Raw genomic sequence first — 16,213 nt, 5'->3', positions numbered from 1 at the left:
GATGAGCAGACTAAGAGATCAATTCAGAATAGGTGAAGTATTTACCTATTTCATTCGAGTATTTCAAAAACCAAAACCAGGTGCACCGACGAACTTTAATATTCGCACCATGCACATGATTAATAAAATATCGATTGTGATGTTTTTGTTTTGTGTGGCCGTGATGATTTATCGAGCTGTATTTCGCTAGAATTATTTCATCCCAAATTTACACCAATGTGACTTAGCGTAGGCCAATGCCTTTTTGTCCTTGGTTTTTCCATTGACATAATCGCATAAATATTGATATTCTTTTGGTCCTGGGGCATTGGGCAGCACTGCCAATAATTTTTCAATAACCTGAATAGCCTGAGAAGCTTTCTTTTGTTTGAATAACAAAGAACTTTCTACCATCCACATTCTCCTTTGAATCGAGCTAGCATCTAATCCAGCCTTGGTCATTTGGCTCTTTATCTTTTGTATATCGCTTACACTCAATTTATTTGCTTGAGAGCTAGTCAACACAATTTGAAAGATGTTTTCATAGCTCATTCGCACAGGGTTTGCCTCATAGATTTTCTCATAGGCAGGAATATGTGTGATGAAATAGTCAAATAAAGCATTATTATTATTCATCATGACCATTTGAATGGCATTGAAAGTACTTTGGGAAGTATATTGCCCTGGATTTAAGGTCTTAGCAAACTCATTGAAGGCTAAAATATTGGAAGTGGTATCGCCCACTATCCGTGCGTACTCCGCATAGTTTAATAAAAATTGCGGGTTTTTATCTCCACCTTTTAATCTTTTAGCATAATTCTGTGCATGTTCCGCTGGATTAGCGGCTTTCTGAGCTATAGAATTTACATTAATGACAGAATTCTCCCTCTCTCCAAAGATCTTAGCACCTACAATTTGTAAGGTATTAGGATCCATAAAAATGAAGGTCGGAGTAGCATTAATGTTTATTTTGAGTTTCTTCAGTAAGTTTTGATTTTCAGGATTGCGAATGTCTAATTGGAAATTGACAAATTTAGCATTGTACAAAGCACCAACTTGTGGTTGTGCGAATGTTCCTTTGAAAGCATTACAAATATGACAATCTGGCGCATAAACTTCCATAAATAAAAGTTTATTCTGCTTTTTGGCAGTAGCTATGGCCACATTGAAATTACCTGTTTTGATGAAATTTATCCCCTTTTGAGCCTTAGAAGGCATAGATAGGAGTAAAATGATGGCTAGGAATAAATGGGATATTTTCATGTAAAAATTTTATTGACCTTTCTCAGCCGCGATGATTTCTTTCTTTAAATGACTCGATAAAGTCATACAAACTTGTTCTATTTCCTGTGAAAAATAAGTATCTCCAGTAGCTTGTAAGGAAGCTTCTGAAACAGTACCTAAGATTTCAATGAAAAAACGCTTCATGTCCAAAACCTCCATGTCTTTGGTCCAAAGAGGTAAGGTTAATGTACCTTTGTGGTATGGATCCCATGTCGCCACTAAAATCGCTTTGGTTTCTTCTATTCCTTCGTTAGGGTTATCAGTAGCTGACCAAGAAATTTGTTCAGGAATGTTATTTTCGTCTAAACTAATTTTGAAATTTATCTCTGATTGTTTCATCGCTTAATTTGAATTGTTTTTCGATTCATGGACTAAATTCTATCCCAAATAAATCGTATTTTCGTACAAAAGTAAGAAAACTTAATGGTTCGAGCAGAAATTATTACGATTGGGGACGAGATTCTTTATGGGCAAATATTGGATACCAATACCCAATGGATTAGCCTTGAATTAGATAAAATAGGAATTAAAACCATCAGAAAGTCGTCCGTAGGCGATCAAGAAAGTGAAATTTTAAGCATTCTGGAAGAAGCTCAACATCGGGCCGATATCGTATTCATTACTGGAGGATTAGGGCCAACCAAAGATGATTTGACCAAAAAAGTTCTAGCTAATTTCTTTGATTGCGACATGGCGTATCATCCACAAGCATTGGAAGATGTACGTGTTTTCTTTGAGAAAAGAGGAAGAGAATTAAGTGACTTGAATCGAGATCAAGCTCTGCTGCCTATCAAAGCGCAATATGTACAAAATAAGCAAGGTACCGCACCAGGCATGTGGTTTGAAGAAAAAAATACGGTTTGGGTATCTATGGCAGGTGTTCCATTTGAAATGAAAGCGATCATGGAAGATTTGGTCTTGCCTCGAGTAGCCCAACATTTTAAAACGCCAACCATTGTGCATAAAATTGTAAAAGTGGTAGGCATAGGTGAATCCTATTTGTCAGATATGATACAGGATTGGGAATTGTCTTTACCCAGTCATATTAAATTAGCGTATTTGCCTTCTTTGGGAATCGTTAAATTGCGTTTGACGGGCTTTGGAGACAGTGTTACTCAATTGAATCAAGATATTCAATTGGAAATAGACCGTGTCATGCCCCTCATTAAACCCTATGTGTTTGGTTATGAGCAAGACGAATTATCACAAGTTATAGGTCAATTATTGATCGAAAAAGGCGCTAATATTTCCGTGGCAGAAAGTTGCACGGGTGGTTATTTAGCACATCTATTCACAGAAATAGCAGGAAGTTCAGCCTATTTTAAAGGTGGAGTTATTTCTTATGCCAATGAAGTTAAAATAGAAACATTAGGTGTTTCTCATGCTATATTAGAAAACGATGGAGCTGTCAGTGAAGCTTGTATCATAGCTATGGCCAATGGGGTCAGAGAGAAATTACAAAGTACTTTATCTCTAGCCACTTCTGGAATTGCTGGTCCAGATGGAGGTACTGAGGAAAAACCTGTAGGAACGGTATGGATTGCTTTATCTCATGCTGATGGTGTCATTACTCGTAAATTGCAATTAGCTGGTACTAGGAAGCAAATAATACATATGACGGCCCTGAACTGTCTGAATTTAGTTAGGAAATTTTTGTTAAACGAATTGACTCAATAGTTATGGCCATCATGGAAGTCATCATGCCTAAAATGGGTGAAAGTATCATGGAAGCTACCGTATTAAACTGGTTAAAAAAACCAGGTGATTATGTGGAAGCAGATGAATTTATTTTGGAGGTAGCTACTGATAAGATAGATACCGAAGTACCAAGCCCCGTTTCAGGTTATTTACAGAAGATTATTATCCCTGTTGGCGAAATAGCTACCATTGGAAAGGCCATTTGTGTCATTGATTCTACGGAAAATTCTGCTGAACCCTCTCCTAGTACTTCTACCGTTACCATGTTTCCGCAACAGGAAGAATTAGCTTTATTGACAGATGTAAGCTTAGGGATTTTAGGTCAAAATGAAGAAAAATCAAACCCTTGGATTTCACCATTGATCAAACAAATTTGCTTGCAAGAAAATGTCACTCAGCGTGAACTAAGCACTATTAAAGGTTCGGGTCTAGACCAAAGAGTTACCAAAAAAGATGTTTTGAATTATATCGCTGTTCGGAATTCCAAGCGGATGATAGCCTCAGGAACGCTGAGTCAAGGTCCAGGCTTACGTTTACCAGGTGATGTGGTGATAGAAATGGACCGTATGCGCAAGATGATTTCTGAGCGTATGGTAGACTCTAAGCGTATTGCTCCTCACGTTACCTCATTTTTGGAGGCTGATATGACAGCTATGGTTACTTGGCGCGAAACTGAAAAGGCCAATTTTTTGGCCAAATACAAAGAGCCAATTACCTATACCCCTTTGTTGATTATGGCGACAGCCAAAGCTTTGAAGGATTTCCCGGGGATGAACATTTCTGTGGAAGGAAATTATTTAGTACAGCATGAACAAATCAATATTGGCATGGCAGTAGCCTTACCTAATGGTAATTTGATTGTTCCAGTTATTCATGAGGTAGATAAATTATCATTATTGGAATTGACTAAAAAGGTCAATGATTTATCTAATCGAGCTAGATTGAATAAATTAACACCATTTGATTTAGAAGGAGGCACTTATTCTATCTCAAATATTGGTTCATTTGGCAATTTGATGGGTACTCCTATCATTGTTCAGCCACAAGTAGGGATATTGGCCTTTGGAGTAATTGAAAAGAAACCTGCGGTCATTTCTGGGCCTCAAGGTGATCAGATTGCGATTCGTCAAAAGATGTTCATATCACATTCATATGACCACCGAGTAATCGATGGTTCTTTGGGTGGAGGTTTCTTGAAACGAGTTTCCGATTATCTAGAGAAATTCAATATTTCTGATCACGAATTGTAGTCAGATCTTTATTTTACATGAGGCTCAGGTTGTTATTTAACGTTACTTGTTTTAGATTTTTCGACATAATTTTTGAAGCAATATATGTTATTTTATATCGTACTCTACTTTAATACCAATACTTAGGTATTTCTTTTTTTCAAAAAAAAAGAAACAAAAAAAACAGATGATTACGGTTAATCCTAAGACGAATTCCGCTACGCGGAACCGATGTTCACTTCGCATACGGCTTTAATCTTTGACGCTAACACACATAGCCTATGCGCTGGGTCAAACATCCGCCTTACGCTTCGCTTATGCTACGTTCCCATCTTTCGTTGGGATTAACCTCATTAGTTGTTAGTTATTTGAATTAAGTTTTAGAATGAAGTTTGATATTTTTTGATAGAAAATACATTCGGTCAGCACGAGCGAAAGATGATGAACGCAGCGGTAGACGAGGTTTTGACCTTAGCAAAGGCGATGTGTGTCGGCGTCAAAAATATAGGCGATAGCGTAGTGAATCACGGTTTCGCGAAGCGAAATTCGCCTTTGCTGACCGACAAGAAAAGAAGTTTTTTTGTTTCTTTTTTTTCAAAAAAAGAAATACCATAAAATTGTGTTTTAAGTGATGGTATTTAGGTTAGATTCAACAGAACCATAATCATATCATTTACTTTGGCCTTTTATCAGGACAAGACAACACTTTGAACATTTTAAATAAAAAAGACTCAGAATCTAAGTATTGGCATTAAAGTAAAGTACGATATAAAATAACATGGATTGATTCAATTATTACATATCGGAAAATCTAAAATAGTATTGACCAACTCTGTCGACCTAAAAACTGTCAACTTATTTCAGGACGAGACATGTTAATAAAAAAGCCCTGAATAAATCCAGGGCTTTTTTGATGTTTTGTGTAATTAAAACTTGGAATTCGGGTCCTTGACATTAGGACGAATAATGCGTAACCAAGTTAATAATTTAACCATTGGATAGGTTGGATCAATCTCAAACCATTTGGTAGCAAAATTGACACGATTCGGTAATTTATGGTGATTATTTTGGAACAACTCTCCCATCATCAACACATCCACGACTAAAGAGTTCTTTGAGTGATCATGATTGTCATAATTTTGGTAGCCGTACTTGTGCCCAGACCAGTTAACAATAGCACCGTGAACAGGTCCCATTAAAAAGTGTACGGGTAACAAAAAGAAGAATGCCCAGTGCATATCAAAATATTTATAGGCAACAATGTAGAATGAAGCGTAAGCAACTCCCCATCCAATTCTTGAAATCCATGAATCGCCAATTTTTTCAATTGTTTTAGAAACTGGATAATCATGCTCAAAACGTTCTTCTACTTTTTGAGAACGGTTTAAAACCGCATTGTAAATGTTCTTTGTTTTCCACATCATCGTGAAGACATTGCTAGAGAACATCGGCGAGTGTGGATCTTTAGGTGTATCAGAAAATGCATGATGCATTCGATGTAGAATGGCATAAGCTCTTGGACTTAAAAAAGAAGACCCTTGAGATAAATAAGTAAGGAAATAGAAAAATTTCTCCCAGAACTTGTTCATTAAGAACATTTTATGTGCTGAATAACGGTGTAGGAAGAAAGTTTGACTAAATAAAGATACGTACCAATGAATAATAAAAGCTGGAAGTACTAATTGCATAAAAGTAATAATAAGGTATGGCCACAAATTTAGCCATGAAAACTCAAAGAATCTCTAGTATTCCAATATACTTTTATGATTTTTATCAGTTATGGGTGTAGGAAGGCGTATTGAAGGATATTGACTCCCATTTTAAGGGCAGCCTCTCTTTTTTCTGCCGGATCGTGGTAAATACTTTCATCTTCCCAGCCATTTCCTAAATCGCATTCATAGGAATAAAAACAGATGAGTCGGCCTTGATGAATCAATCCAAATCCTTGAGGAGCTTTGCCATCATGCTCATGCACTTTGGGCAAACCTTTGGGGAAAGAATATGCTTGAGAATAAATGGGATGATTAAAGGGTAATTCAACAAAACTTAATTCTGGAAAGACTTTCGCCATTTCTCTACGAATGGATTTATCTAAACCATAATTATCATCAATATGCAGAAAACCACCCCCTAATAAGTATTGACGTAAGCTCTTTTGTTCTTCTTTATCGAAAAGCACATTACCATGACCCGTCAAATGGATAAAAGGATAATTCCAAAGCATAGGGCTTGTTAATTCTACGGTCTCTGGATTAGGATCAATGCCCATTTTTTTCTGCTGGTTAGCAAATTGAATGAGATTAGGTAATGATGTCTTATTGGCATACCAATCTCCTCCCCCTTTGTATTTTACTTTAGCAATTTTAAACAAAGGGTTTTGAGCCAAAAGCTGTTGACTGAATAAAAATATTAAGAAAAGCAGTGCCTTAATTCTCATGTAATAAATGTATGGCATGTGTAGCAGCTAATCCTGCTGTTTCTGTTCTTAAAATAGCTTTTCCAAGGCTAAATGGAGTCCAATCGCTCGCTAGTAAAGCCTCACTTTCTTCTCGTGAAAAATCTCCTTCTGGACCAATTAAAATATGATAAGGGTGATTCAGTTGAATACTTTTAGATAGACTCGGACATGGTGGCTCGGAAATATAGGCAAATAGTTTTTGTTCAACTGGCTTGTTTTCCATTTGATGAACAAGCTCTTTTAAAGAAATGATGGGGTAAATAGCAGGTAAAAACAGGTTTTTCGACTGTTTTAATGCAGAAATGACAATTTTTTCTAAACGGTGAGTCTTAATTTCCTTTCTTTCAGAATATCGGGATTGAAAAAAACCAATAGATTGAATTCCAAATTCAGCACATTTCTCCACCATCCATTCCATACGTTCCATTTGTTTGGTTGGCGCTATCCAAAGATGAATAGCATAGGTAGGCTTGGCCTCATTTTCAATTTCTTTAAGTTGATGAAATGAGGTCTTTTTACTAGTTGATTGGTCAATCTTAGCTTCAAATTTTTGACCTTTCCCATTTAAAATAAAAATCGGGTCTCCCGCTTTTAAACGGAGGACACGATGGGCATGAATGGATTCATCTTCGCTTAAAAAAGGGCTAGCAATAGGATTTGGCTCATAAAAAACCGGAATACTCATGCTTACTCTTCTTCAGATTTAAACGAATATAAAGATGTATCTAATTGTAAAGCATCTGCATTAAAGTCATGAATGAATTCCTCAATAACCTCGTCAGTTAATGCTGGAACGTATAAAGCAGCCTCTAAACCGATACCAAAATCAAAATCTTTATCTACTTCTACGTATTCACTCACCTTGATTTCATCATTTTCCTCCATTTCTTCGATGATTTCCAAAACCATCATTTCCACTTCCTCGTCTAATGAATCATTGGCTTGATATGTTTCATCTCTATTTTCAATAGGGACATATAACGGAAAGTGTTGGATAGCCTCTCTTTCCGCCGCTTCATACAACAAGCTAGAATAATGTAATTGTAGCGTGCATAGGATGGCATCATAAATAACCTCCTTTTGCTCAAAATGGCCCACAAACTGTATGTGGACCATTTCTCTATCATTGCTTACCGGAAGATCTTCGTCTTCGATCAAAATAAAAGTACGTTGTTCGGTCGCGCAAAGCTCCTTTAAACGTTTGATTTCCTCTGGAGAAAATCCGGGATTGCTAATTTGTGTCATATGGTGACAAACTATTTAATCATTAATAATTCTCTGTACTTTGGCAATGGCCACTCATCGTCGTCAATGATTAATTCCAGTTTATCCACTGCGTATCGAATATCTTCGAAATATCCTTTGACCTTAGAGCCATACAAGAACGCTCTTTCTTCGATATTTTCCACATTGTTTGCCTCTTTTCTTGCTTCCGTCATATCATTTTGTAATAAAACGATTTTCGACGTATACTCAGAGATTTTTTTAATCATTTCAACGGTAGGTGCATAATATTGAGGATCAATACCAATTTCTTTCTGACCTTTCACATTTTCTACCAATTGAGTTTGGTATTTTAATGAAGTAGAAACAATATGGTTAATCGCCATATCACCTAATACACGAGATTCAATTTGGATTTTCTTGATGTAGTTTTCCAATTCGATCTCATAACGAGCATGCATTTCCTCCTTAGAATAAATGCCGTATTTAGTGAATAATTCAATCGACTCTGGGCGAGTGTAAACTAAAAGTGCCTCTGGAGTAGTTTTCATGTTTGATAAACCTCTCTTTTCTGCCTCTTCTACCCATTCATCGGAATAGCCATTTCCTTCAAAACGGATTTTTTTGGATTCTTTGGCATAACGCTTTAACACATCCATGATTGCCAATTCTTTCTTCACTCCTTTTTCTAAGATAGCATCTACCTCTTTACGGAATAAGATTAATTGGTTCGCAACAATTGTATTCAAAATCGTCATTGGTGCAGCTGAATTAGCAGATGAACCTACAGCGCGGAATTCAAATTTATTTCCAGTAAAAGCAAATGGCGATGTTCTGTTACGATCCGTATTATCCAAAATCAAAGAAGGGATTTTATTGATACCTAATTTTAGGTACACATTATCTCCTTTTTCTAATTGGAATTCTTCGATATCCTTCATATTCTCTAAATCATCCAACACATTATTCATGGTTGATCCTAAGAATACAGAAACGATTGCTGGAGGTGCTTCATTAGCTCCTAAACGGTGTTCATTTCCTGAAGAAGCAATCGATGCACGTAATAAATCAGCATTATCATGCACGGCTTTTACTACGTTTACAAAGAAAGTCAAGAAACGAAGGTTTTCTTTTGGCTTAGATGATGGTCCCAATAAATTGACACCCGTATCTGTACCTAAAGCCCAGTTGTTATGTTTACCTGATCCATTGATACCAGCAAATGGTTTCTCATGGAACAATACTTTTAATTTATGTTTAACAGCTACTTTCGACATCAAATCCATCAAAAGGGCGTTGTGATCACAAGCTAAGTTAGCCTCTTCAAAGGTTGGAGCAACTTCAAATTGCGCAGGAGCCACTTCGTTGTGACGCGTGCGAACTGGCATACCCAATTTTAAAGCTTCAATTTCAAAATCAACCATGAAAGCATTCACACGTGTTGGAATTGATCCAAAATAGTGATCTTCTAATTGTTGACCTTTTGCTGGTGCATGACCGAATACTGTTCTGCCTGCCATCATCAAATCGGGACGGGCATTGTAAAGAGCCTCATCAACTAAGAAGTATTCTTGTTCAATACCTACTGTAGGAACAACTTTCGTTACATCGCGATTGAAATATTCTTTCACAACTGCCGTTGCAGCTTTGTCGATTAATTCAATGGATTTTAATAATGGAGTTTTATAGTCAAGTGCCTCACCTGTATAAGAAACAAATACTGAAGGAATACATAATGTAGCCGTTCCTGCTGCATTTTCCATGATAAATGCAGGTGAAGAAGGATCCCAACCTGTATAACCACGAGCTTCAAATGTAGAACGAATTCCACCATTAGGGAATGAAGAAGCATCCGGCTCTTGTTGTACTAAAGCTGATCCTTTGAATTTTTCAACTGCCTTACCTGTACTTAAATCAATATCAAAAAACGAATCATGTTTTTCAGCAGTAGTACCTGTTAAAGGTTGAAACCAGTGCGTGTAGTGAGTCGCTCCTTTAGAAATAGCCCAAGATTTCATCGCTGCTGCAACCTCATCAGCCGCATCACGGTCGATTTTGGAACCAGTATTAATGGCTGTTGTAATCTTAAGGTATGCTTCAGGAGATAACAATGAGCGCATTACCTCATCATTAAATGTCATATTGCCGTAATAATCACTAACTTTTTCAGTAGGGATTTTCACAACGGCAGTAGCTCTACTTTGAGCTAATTCAAGAGCTTTGAATCTAGTTATTGCCATGGTTGGAATTTGGTTATCAAGAACGTAAAAATAGGATTTTTGCTTGTTACTTGAAACAAATTTAATCTCTTTTTCCCGTATTTCTCGTTAATTCTAATAAATGTCATGTTTTTTATTTTCAAAATTAATCGTGACGAAATTGTATAATTTTTATTTCAAAAAATTGTTTTTCTTAAAAACAGGTTTATTTTTGCATTGTATTTGGTACAAAAAATGAATTTTTAATAAAAACACGTTTAAAATCATGGCAAAATCTAAACTTGAATACATTTGGCTTGACGGTTACAAACCTACTCAGAGTTTACGTTCTAAAACAAAGATTGAAAATAACTTCAGTGGCAAACTAGAAGATTGTGATATGTGGTGCTTTGATGGCTCATCGACTGAGCAGGCTCCAGGTGGTTCTTCTGACTGTCTTTTGAAACCTGTGTTCATTTGTCCAGATCCTGCTAGAAAAAGTGCTTACTTAGTGATGTGTGAAGTGTTGAATTCTGATGGATCAGCACACGAAAGTAATGGTCGTGCGACTATCGAAGATGATGATAATGATTTTTGGTTTGGTTTTGAGCAAGAATACTTCTTGTGGGATCCTGAAACTAATAAGCCTTTAGGTTTCCCTTCTAATGGCTATCCAGCACCACAAGGACCATACTATTGTTCGGTTGGTGCTAAAAATGCATTTGGTAGAGATATTGTAGAGGAGCATTTAGACATCTGTTTAGAAGCAGGTTTAAATGTGGAAGGTATTAATGCCGAAGTAGCTGCTGGTCAGTGGGAATTCCAAATTTTCGCAAAAGGAGCTAAAGAAGCAGGTGATCAAATTTGGGTTGCTCGTTATTTATTGGAAAGATTAGGAGAGAAATACGGTGTAGCTATTAACTGGCACTGTAAGCCTCTTGGAGAATTAGATTGGAATGGATCAGGTATGCATGCTAACTTCTCTAATACTGCTTTACGTACATGTGGAGAAAAAGGTACTTATGACGCTATCTGCTCTGCATTTGCTCCAGTAGTGAAAGAGCATATTGAAGTATATGGTGCTGATAATCACTTGCGTTTAACAGGAAAACACGAAACACAATCTATCCACCAGTTCTCTTATGGAGTTTCTGATCGTGGAGCTTCTATTCGTATCCCTATCGCTACGGTAGAAAAAGGATGGAAAGGTTGGTTAGAAGATCGTCGTCCTAATTCAGCAGCTGATCCATATAAAGTAGCTTCAAGAATTATTAAGACTGTTAAAACGGCTAAATATTAGTATTTAGAGGTTCGATTCATTCATAATTGATTAAAATGGCGGATTTATCCGCCATTTTTGTTTTAAATTTGCAGCTTATTATTCCGAATGAAAAAATTAGCTTTTTATACCTTAGGTTGTAAGTTGAATTTTGCCGAGTCTAGCACCATTGCTCGTTCCTTGGAACCCATGGGCTTTGAACGGGTAGAATTCCAGCAATCTCCTGATTTATTTGTCATAAACACATGTAGTGTGACAGATCAGGCCGATAAAAAGTGTAAAAAAGTAGTTAAGGAAGCAAAAAAAATCAATCCTGAGTCGGTCGTGGTGATATTAGGTTGCTATGCTCAATTGAAACCTGATGAAATTGTTCAGATTCCAGGAGTTGATTTAGTTTTAGGGGCTAATGAGAAATTCCAATTAGCGGATATTATTTCACCCTATTTTGTTTCCGATACTAAAAAGTCCCTTCCCAAAGTCATAGCTTCTGAGATTCGGTACGATTTAGATTACCATGCCTCCTATTCAGTGAATGACCGGACTCGTACTTTTTTGAAAGTTCAGGATGGTTGTGATTATCCTTGCTCCTATTGTACCATTCCTTTGGCACGAGGACAAAGCAGATCGAGTACTATTGAAAATGTGTTAGGCTTAGTGAAGGAAATTGCAGAAAAAGGAGTAAAAGAAGTGGTTTTGACTGGTGTAAACATAGGCGATTTTGGTATTCAACAAGGTAAACGAGTAGAATCCTTTTTTGATTTGGTGAAATCTCTTGATACTCAAAGTGATTTGAATCGCTTTCGTATTTCGTCCATTGAACCTAATTTATTACACAGCGAGTTATTACAATATTTGGCCGAATCACAGCATTTTGTACCTCATTTTCATGTACCGTTGCAGTCTGGTTCCAATGCCGTTTTGCGTTTAATGAAACGTAGATACCAAAGAGAATTGTACGCTGAACGTGTTCGAGAAATTAAATCATTGATGCCTCATGCTTGTATTGGTGTAGATGTCATTGTCGGTCATCCAGGAGAAACTGAGGAGATGTTTTTAGATACCTATCATTTTTTGAATGATTTAGATATCTCTTATTTACATGTTTTTACTTATTCTGAAAGGGCAAATACCTATGCGGTTGATATTCAGCCTAAAATAGATGCCAAAGTGAAAGCAGAGCGCTCGAAAATGTTGCATATACTTTCTGATAAGAAACGTCGTGCATTTTACGAAACTCAATTGGGGAGAAAAGGTAAAGTGCTTTTTGAAGAAGCTTCTTCTGATGGTTTTATGGAAGGGTTTTCTGAGAATTACGTGCGTGTTCGTGTTCCTTATGATCCGCTTTTAATTAATACCATTCAACCTGTTCGTTACAAATCTTTGGATGAAGAAGGTTTAATGCGTGCTGATATCTTGCTAGAACAATTCGTTTAGTTTATAGAAAACAAAAAAGCCGGAAACTAGAAGCTTCCGACTTTTTGATTGAAACAAAACCACAAGAACCATTACTTGCGGCTTTGTCTATATGTTAGACTATTCCGAGATCGACTCGTCGTGTTGCGAAATGTCTAAACCTAATCTTTCTTCTTCCTCATTAACACGTAATGGAATGATTTTGTCCGTTACAATTAAAAGGATATAAGATACGCCGAATGCAAAGGCAGAAACGATTGCAAGAGCTAAAATATGTTTTACGAATAAATCAGTTTCTCCGTAGAATAAGCCGTTTCCTGCAACAGCTGAGTTTACAGCGCTAGTAGCGAAAATACCTGTCATTAACATACCCATCATTCCACCTACACCATGGCAAGGGAATACATCTAACGTATCATCTAAGTTAGAAGAAGCTCTCCAGTGTGCGATGATGTTAGATACTAAGGCTGCAATAACACCGATGAAGATGGCTACTGGCAATGTTACGAAACCAGCTGCAGGTGTGATAGCAACTAAACCAACCACAGCACCGATACAGAAACCTAATGCAGAAACTTTTTTACCACGAGTTACATCAAACAATATCCAAGATAAACCTGCAGATGCTGCGGCAATGTGCGTAGTTGCGAATGCTGTTACAGATAAAGAGTTAGCACCTAAAGCAGAACCAGCATTGAAACCAAACCATCCGAACCATAATAAGGCAGTACCTAATAATACGTAAGGAATATTAGCTGGAGGCAAAATGTTAGATTCAATATGTGATTTTCTACGACGAAGGTAAAGAGCACCTGCTAATGCAGCCCAACCAGCTGACATGTGAACTACTGTTCCACCAGCAAAATCCAAAACTCCTAAATTGAATAAGAATCCGTCTGGGTGCCATGTCCAGTGAGCCAATGGCGAATATACACAGATGCAGAAAAGCACCATGAATAATACGTAAGCTTTGAAGTTAATTCTTTCTGCTAAAGCTCCAGAGATCAAAGCTGGCGTGATTACAGCGAACTTCATTTGGAAAAAAGCAAATAGAGCAAAAGGAATCGTGAATTTAATTTGATCAGAAGATCCTAATGATAATTTGTGGTCAAACACATGATTGAACATAAAAAAGGTAGTTGGATCACCTATCCAGCCGCCAATGGAATCTCCAAATGCTAAGCTGAATCCAAAAATCACCCAAATAACACTGATTACACCCATGGCAATGAAAGATTGCAACATAGTAGAAATCACATTTTTATGATTTACCATTCCCCCATAGAAATAAGCTAATCCAGGAGTCATTAGGAGTACCAAGCCAGAGGCAACAATTAGCCAGGCTGTGTCACCTGTGTCAATACCTTCTGTAGGAATTGTTCCAGGTAGATCGGTAAACAATGCAAGCACCGCAACTGCAAGTAATACTAGAAGCGGAATCCAAGTTGGTTTTTGTGTTGTCATGTCCGTAAAAGTTAAGTTAAATTAAAATTTGTATATAAAGACTGTTCCAAATGTGGCTTGTGATTTTTGAGACTTTCCATCGCCATCCACAAATTGGGCAGTTTTGAATGAGTCTGTTCTTAATTCTGGTTTAATCAATAAGTGTCCTTCTGCTGTTGTGAAAGTAGCTGTCAATGTGAATGAACTAACATCGGTTCCTACTGTCTCGCCTGCTGCATTAATTCCACGTAGAGCTCTAGCGCCACTTGTATTATCAAATACCTCGTAACGGCCTCCTAAGCTGAAGTGGTCTGTGAAAGCATAGTTGGAGTAAAGTGCTACGCCGCCCCAAGTTTTGCTATTACCTACATTTCCACCACCTTGGAAATCACCTGTTTGAGAACCGTATGCAGCGTTTAAACCAATTAAATATTTAGGGCTAATTTGATATGAGGTGGTTAAGTCTAATAAGTTGTAACTGCCCGAATCATCTTTTCCGCTAGCCAATGGAGCAGATTCATTGGAAGTAATTCCGTTGATATACACATTCCAACCTTCTTTAGGAGCAAAAAAGAATTGTCCAATGAAACCTTTAGAAGAGTTATTATCATTCAAATTGTCTACATTGTTCACGATACCTAACATCAAAGCAGATTTAGCTGAGAAAGCATAGTTGGCTTTGGCTCCAATGTGATAGAATGGACCGTTGTTGAATAAGTTAGATAAGGAATAATTATAATTCACTGGAGCATCAATGACTTCATATCCAATGTGTGTGCCAAACTGGCCAACAGTAAATGTCCATTTGTCGCTTGGCTTCCAGTTGAAATACGCTTGCTTGATGGCTAAAGCTGTAGTAGCTTTTCCAGCGCCCAATGGTCCGATCACGTTTCCGTATTGACCAAGATCTGCATTAGGTCCGAAGGTTAAATCAACCACAACATCAGATGTTTTTGTAGCATAGCCGAACTTAGTTTGTACCAAGCCTAATGAGAATTGATTTGATTTTTGATCAAATGCTCTTTCGTTTCCTGCAACACCTAGATTGCTGCGATTTGTCGGATTGTTAAAATTTAACATATAGTACGAATCGATGTAACCCGAAAATGTAAATTTTGAGCTCTCAGCTTCTTTTTCTTGGGAAAATCCCAAAAAGCTAATTCCTGACAATAAGAGGGTAAAGATTGATTTTTTCATATTCTTTAAATTTTAATGGGAAAATAAATGCTTGACTACGGGACAAATATTGGTTTAAAAAAAATACAAAACAAGAATTATTGATAAAAATTAAACCTAAAAATGATATTTATTCAAAAATATTACAATTTGAGGTTAAAAATTAAACCTAAAATTTGAATAATTACAAAAATGAATAAAAATGACACTTGAAATGAAACTGGTTTTTGTAAAAAATGAAATTTTGGTAGAAGTAATCTTAGAATAATATAAATTAAGTATTTAGACTAGCGAAAAGTCTGTTTGGATTAAACTGAGGCCAAAAAAAAAGACCTGCACTAGGCAGGTCCTCATATTAATCTATATTATGACTAATTATTCAGCATGTAACCATGCTTTTTTAGCTAATAAGGTATCTTTATCTTCTACATGATCCGGATCTGGAACGCAACAATCCACTGGACAAACGGCCGCACATTGTGGCTCTTCATGAAATCCAGTACATTCAGTACACTTGTCAGGTACGATATAATAAAACTCTTCTGAAACTGGCTCAACAGGTGCTTTGGCATCCATGGTTGAACCATCTCCTAATTCTACTTCTGTTAAAGCAGTTCCCCCAGCCCATGTCCACTCTACACCACCTTCATAAATTGCTGTATTAGGGCATTCCGGTTCGCAAGCCCCACAGTTAATACACTCATCAGTAATAATAATAGCCATAATCTTTTGTTTAAGACTTTAATCGTCCTTTTTGAAAGAAATTTGTGCAATTTACATCCAAAATTTTGAATACTATATATTTTTAAAAGACTATTGCAAAATTTTTAGA

The 16,213-nt window shown here is 36.8% G+C and carries 15 protein-coding genes; 5 read left to right on the top strand and 10 right to left on the bottom strand.

The features are described from left to right. Position 1: 1 nt before the first annotated feature. On the top strand, positions 2 to 190 hold the full coding sequence (locus EWU22_RS09365) for a DUF6728 family protein (RefSeq protein WP_231962868.1): 189 nt from the start codon (positions 2 to 4) through the stop codon (positions 188 to 190). A gap of 2 nt (positions 191 to 192) precedes the next feature. Here EWU22_RS09365 and EWU22_RS09360 read toward each other — a convergent pair whose 3' ends face one another. Both EWU22_RS09360 and gldC read right to left on the bottom strand, forming a co-directional pair. Then, entirely contained in the window at positions 193 to 1,242 is a 1,050-nt protein-coding gene (locus EWU22_RS09360) for a thioredoxin family protein (protein WP_130925317.1), read from the bottom strand. Between the two features lie 9 nt (positions 1,243 to 1,251). Then, positions 1,252 to 1,602: a gliding motility protein GldC gene (gene gldC, locus EWU22_RS09355; RefSeq protein ID WP_109323067.1), complete on the bottom strand. Its 351-nt coding sequence runs from the start codon at positions 1,600 to 1,602 to the stop codon at positions 1,252 to 1,254. 84 nt (positions 1,603 to 1,686) lie between these two features. Between gldC and EWU22_RS09350 the strand changes: the two genes are divergently transcribed. Continuing rightward, on the top strand, positions 1,687 to 2,940 hold the full coding sequence (locus EWU22_RS09350; protein ID WP_130925316.1) for a competence/damage-inducible protein A: 1,254 nt from the start codon (positions 1,687 to 1,689) through the stop codon (positions 2,938 to 2,940). A gap of 11 nt (positions 2,941 to 2,951) precedes the next feature. Continuing rightward, complete coding sequence (locus EWU22_RS09345; protein ID WP_317127120.1) at positions 2,952 to 4,211, top strand: dihydrolipoamide acetyltransferase family protein; 1,260 nt, start codon at positions 2,952 to 2,954, stop codon at positions 4,209 to 4,211. Positions 4,212 to 5,116: 905 nt separating this feature from the next. Here EWU22_RS09345 and EWU22_RS09340 read toward each other — a convergent pair. The 5 genes from EWU22_RS09340 to EWU22_RS09320 all read right to left on the bottom strand — a co-directional run bounded on the left by EWU22_RS09340 (position 5,117) and on the right by EWU22_RS09320 (position 10,112). After that, a complete protein-coding gene (locus EWU22_RS09340) occupies positions 5,117 to 5,878 on the bottom strand; it encodes an acyl-CoA desaturase (RefSeq protein WP_109323063.1) in 762 nt (253 codons plus the stop codon). 89 nt (positions 5,879 to 5,967) lie between these two features. Beyond that, the gene (locus EWU22_RS09335; protein ID WP_130925314.1) at positions 5,968 to 6,627 is read right to left on the bottom strand and encodes a DUF4159 domain-containing protein; all 660 of its coding nucleotides are present in this window, start codon (positions 6,625 to 6,627) and stop codon (positions 5,968 to 5,970) included. Continuing rightward, positions 6,617 to 7,333 (bottom strand): RsmE family RNA methyltransferase, encoded by a 717-nt coding sequence (locus tag EWU22_RS09330; RefSeq protein ID WP_130925313.1) that lies wholly within the window; start codon positions 7,331 to 7,333, stop codon positions 6,617 to 6,619. Before EWU22_RS09330 ends, EWU22_RS09335 begins: the two co-directional genes overlap by 11 nt. Before the next feature lie 2 nt (positions 7,334 to 7,335). Next, complete coding sequence (locus EWU22_RS09325; protein WP_130925312.1) at positions 7,336 to 7,893, bottom strand: hypothetical protein; 558 nt, start codon at positions 7,891 to 7,893, stop codon at positions 7,336 to 7,338. A gap of 11 nt (positions 7,894 to 7,904) precedes the next feature. After that, a complete protein-coding gene (locus EWU22_RS09320; RefSeq protein WP_130925311.1) occupies positions 7,905 to 10,112 on the bottom strand; it encodes a glutamine synthetase III family protein in 2,208 nt (735 codons plus the stop codon). A 244-nt stretch (positions 10,113 to 10,356) separates the two neighbouring features. Here EWU22_RS09320 and EWU22_RS09315 point away from each other — a divergent pair, with 244 nt between their 5' ends. After that, positions 10,357 to 11,370 (top strand): glutamine synthetase beta-grasp domain-containing protein, encoded by a 1,014-nt coding sequence (locus EWU22_RS09315; RefSeq protein WP_109323059.1) that lies wholly within the window; start codon positions 10,357 to 10,359, stop codon positions 11,368 to 11,370. Positions 11,371 to 11,457: 87 nt separating this feature from the next. Beyond that, positions 11,458 to 12,783, top strand: coding sequence for a tRNA (N(6)-L-threonylcarbamoyladenosine(37)-C(2))-methylthiotransferase MtaB (mtaB, locus tag EWU22_RS09310; RefSeq protein WP_130925310.1), 1,326 nt, complete (start codon positions 11,458 to 11,460; stop codon positions 12,781 to 12,783). A gap of 99 nt (positions 12,784 to 12,882) precedes the next feature. Here the strand turns inward: mtaB and EWU22_RS09305 are convergent, their stop codons facing one another. The 3 genes from EWU22_RS09305 to EWU22_RS09295 all read right to left on the bottom strand — a co-directional run bounded on the left by EWU22_RS09305 (position 12,883) and on the right by EWU22_RS09295 (position 16,104). After that, positions 12,883 to 14,226, bottom strand: a complete 1,344-nt coding sequence (locus EWU22_RS09305; protein WP_109323057.1) for an ammonium transporter — start codon at positions 14,224 to 14,226, stop codon at positions 12,883 to 12,885. A 21-nt stretch (positions 14,227 to 14,247) separates the two neighbouring features. Then, positions 14,248 to 15,402 (bottom strand): porin, encoded by a 1,155-nt coding sequence (locus EWU22_RS09300; protein ID WP_130925309.1) that lies wholly within the window; start codon positions 15,400 to 15,402, stop codon positions 14,248 to 14,250. A gap of 354 nt (positions 15,403 to 15,756) precedes the next feature. Continuing rightward, complete coding sequence (locus EWU22_RS09295; RefSeq protein WP_130925308.1) at positions 15,757 to 16,104, bottom strand: 4Fe-4S dicluster domain-containing protein; 348 nt, start codon at positions 16,102 to 16,104, stop codon at positions 15,757 to 15,759. Positions 16,105 to 16,213 lie beyond the last annotated feature (109 nt).

This window comes from Aquirufa nivalisilvae (assembly GCF_004307455.1).
GTDB lineage: Bacteria > Bacteroidota > Bacteroidia > Cytophagales > Spirosomataceae > Aquirufa > Aquirufa nivalisilvae.
This window is presented reverse-complemented; position numbering and strand designations above follow the sequence as displayed.